This window comes from Mesorhizobium sp. M4B.F.Ca.ET.089.01.1.1 (assembly GCF_004022605.1).
GTDB lineage: Bacteria > Pseudomonadota > Alphaproteobacteria > Rhizobiales > Rhizobiaceae > Mesorhizobium > Mesorhizobium abyssinicae.
The window spans coordinates 1-3065 of sequence record NZ_RZOS01000578.1; the positions used below are offsets into that span (position 1 = coordinate 1).

At 67.6% G+C, this 3065-nt stretch carries 4 protein-coding genes; 3 read left to right on the plus strand and 1 reads right to left on the minus strand.

The features are described 5' to 3' along the window. Positions 1 to 725 (plus strand): ABC transporter permease (locus EN780_RS30945; protein WP_133372791.1); only part of this gene is annotated, 725 nt, incomplete at its 5' end. A gap of 2 nt (positions 726 to 727) precedes the next feature. Further along, entirely contained in the window at positions 728 to 1675 is a 948-nt protein-coding gene (locus EN780_RS30950; protein WP_127309180.1) for an ABC transporter permease, read from the plus strand. 15 nt (positions 1676 to 1690) lie between these two features. On the opposite strand, the gene EN780_RS30955 is transcribed toward EN780_RS30950, so the two are convergent. Beyond that, positions 1691 to 2290, minus strand: coding sequence for a TetR/AcrR family transcriptional regulator (locus tag EN780_RS30955; RefSeq protein WP_189340259.1), 600 nt, complete (start codon positions 2288 to 2290; stop codon positions 1691 to 1693). Positions 2291 to 2524: 234 nt separating this feature from the next. Between EN780_RS30955 and EN780_RS30960 the strand changes: the two genes are divergently transcribed. Beyond that, positions 2525 to 3065, plus strand: a 541-nt coding sequence (locus EN780_RS30960; protein WP_133372792.1) for an enoyl-CoA hydratase/isomerase family protein, incomplete at its 3' end; no start/stop codon positions are given.

Consider the following 3065-nt stretch of genomic DNA (forward strand, 5'->3'; position numbering starts at 1 on the left):
CCTTCGTCGGCTTCGTCGGCTGCGTCACCGCGACCTGGCTGAAGGATGCGCCGCTCGTCGGCATCGCGGTGCTGCTCGGCTCAATCGGCGTCTACGCGCTGCTTGGCGCGCTGATCCACCTGCGCAACCTGCCGTCGATCGTGGTGACGCTCGGCATGAGCTTCGTCTGGCAAGGCCTTGCCATCCTCGTCCTGCCGAAGCCAGGCGGCAAGGCGCCCGACTGGCTGCTGTCGCTGATGGCCTTCAAACCGCCCCTCATTCCGTTCCCGATCATCGCCGCGCTGGTGATCGCGGCGGTGGTGCATATCGGGCTGATGCGCACCTCCTACGGCGTCATACTGCGCGGCTCCGGCGGCAATGCGGCGGCGCTTAGGCGCGCCGGCTGGTCGCTGCTTCGGACGAAGATCGTGCTGTTCGCGCTGACCGGCCTGTTCGGCGTGCTCTCCGGCATGGCGCTGATCGGCATCACCACCTCGGCCGACGCCAATATCGGCAATGGCTACACGCTGCTGTCGATCGCGGGCGTCATCCTCGGCGGCGGCGAGTTCGTCGGCGGCCGGGTGTCGCCGATCGGCGCCGTCATCGGCGCGCTGACGCTGGCGCTCGCCGCCTCGCCGCTCTTGACCTTCATGCACATCCCGCCCGACTGGCAGGTGGCGGCCAATGGCGCCATCCTGATCATCGTGCTGGCGGCGCGGGTGCTGATCAGCCGCAAGGAGAGGTGAGGATGGCCTCGCTGCGGACGATGCTCGCCAAACCCTGGATCTGGTCCTTCATCGGCGCTTTCGTCGTGTGGCTGGCGACCATCGCCTTCACTGGCGGCTACGGCGCCGGCGGCATGATCACGGCGGCACTGTCGCTGGCCGTCTTCACCGTCATCGTCGGCGTCGGTCAGATGTTCGTCATCACGCTCGGCCCCGGCAATGTCGATTTGTCGCTGCCGGCCAATATCGGGCTGGCCAGCGCCGTGGCGATGAAGGTGATGGACGGCAATGATGCGATGATCGCCGTCGGGCTGATTGCCGCGCTTGGCTGCGGCGCGGCGATCGGCGCGGCCAACTATCTGCTGATCTGGGCGCTGAGGATCCCGCCGATCATCGCGACGCTGTCGGCGAGCTTCATCATCCAGTCGATCGATATCAGCTATGGGCGCGGGCTCCAGATCAAGCCGCCGCCGGGCTTCGCCGACTTCACCAATTGGCAAATCCTCGGCATACCGGTGCTGGCGCTGCTGACGGTGGTCTTCACCGTCGGCGCGGCAACGGCGCTGCAGCGCATGATCTATGGCCGCTCGGTGCTGGCGATCGGCCAGAACATCCGCGCCGCCTGGCTCGCCGGCGTCAATGTCGGCCGCGTCCGTTTCCTCACCTATACGCTCTGTGGCGCGCTGGGCGGCATAGACGGCGCGCTGCTCGCCGGCTATTTCCGCGGCGCCAATGTCGACATCGGCAACGAATACCTGCTCGCCTCGATCGCGGTCGTGGTCATCGGCGGCACGTCGGTGGCAGGCGGCAAGGCCAATGTGCCGGGCGTCTGGGGCGCCGGCCTGTTCCTGGTGCTGCTGCTCACCATGCTCAACACCTTCGGCGTCAGCGCCGGCGTGCGGCTGGTGCTGACCGGACTGATCATCGTCGGGGTGATCACGGCGGCGGGCGGCGAGAAGGCGGTTCGCTGAGCGCACCTCGTCGCGTTAGCCCTCACCTGCCTCCAGATGCCTGTTCAGCATCAGTCGCAATTCGTCCAGCACGTCGTCGCGCATGCGCGTCTCGCCGGCCAGGCTCAGCGGGATGCGCATCAACTGCGGCACGATCACCGCCAGCCGCTCCGCCTGCTCGGTCGGCAAGGGCGGATAGGCCTGAGCAAACAGGGCGGCGATCTGCTCCCGGCGGTGGGCGCGCAACGTGCGCCGCCATTGATCGTCACCCGGCAGGTCGAGCAGCGCCGAATAGGCGGGGTGCGTAGCCATGAACGTACCCAACAATGCGAACAGCTGGTCGGCGATCGTCGCCGCATGCATCGCCTCGGTCTGCTCGCGCAAGGCGTCGAGCTCGGCCGACAGCTCTTCCGCATGCGCCTCCAGGATGGCCTGCGCCATCGCCTGCTTGGTCGGGAAAAACAAATAGAGCGTGCCGATGGCCGCGCCCGCGTTGGCGGCGATCTCGGTCATCGTGGCGGCGTCAAAACCCCTTTCGACGAACAGTTCCGCCGCCGCCGTCATCAGCGCCGCGACGCGGTCGTGCCCTCTTTTCTGTTGCGGCGCGCGCGGTTGCGGCGCCTTTTCCGAGGCCATCGTCATATTTCCAGCTGAGACTATCCTCATATATATAACCGAGGCTGCCCTCATGTAACAGCGCTGGCGGCGTTCATGCCAGCGTTGCCTGGCGGTATCGGGCCTGCCAATCTGGCGGGCGGGGCCGGGGCTTGCGGGGCAACGATTGGGCCAGGAGCCGGATCGGGTTCTCATCGGCGGGCTGGCCCTGTAAACCGCAACCCGCGGTGAATAGCGATCTTCGGGAGGTTCAGCTTGTCCAGTTTCGTCAGCGTCACTAGGGACAACAGCGTCGCGGTGGTCACGATCGACAATCCGCCGGTCAACGCGCTGAGCTTCCATGTCCGCCAGCCGCTGTTCGAGGCGCTGGCCGCCCTGCGCGACGATGCTTCCGTCACGGCGATCGTCCTCGCCTGCGCCGGGCGGACCTTCGTCGCCGGCGCCGACATCACCGAATTCGGCAAGCCGGTGCAGCAGCCGGAGCTGCGCGCCATCGTGGCGCTGCTGGAGACCATCGCCAAGCCGACAGTCGCCGCCATCCATGGCACGGCGCTGGGCGGCGGGCTGGAACTGGCGCTCGGCTGCCATTTCCGCGTCGCCGACCAAGCCGCCAGGCTCGGCCTGCCCGAGGTAAAGCTCGGCCTGCTGCCGGGCGGCGGCGGCACGGTGCGCCTGCCGCGCCTGGTCGGCGCGGCGAAGGCGCTCGGCATGATCGTTTCGGGAACGCCGATTTCGGCCGACGAGGCCAAAGCGGCGGGTCTCGTCGACGCGGTCTTCGAGGAAGAACTCCTTTCGG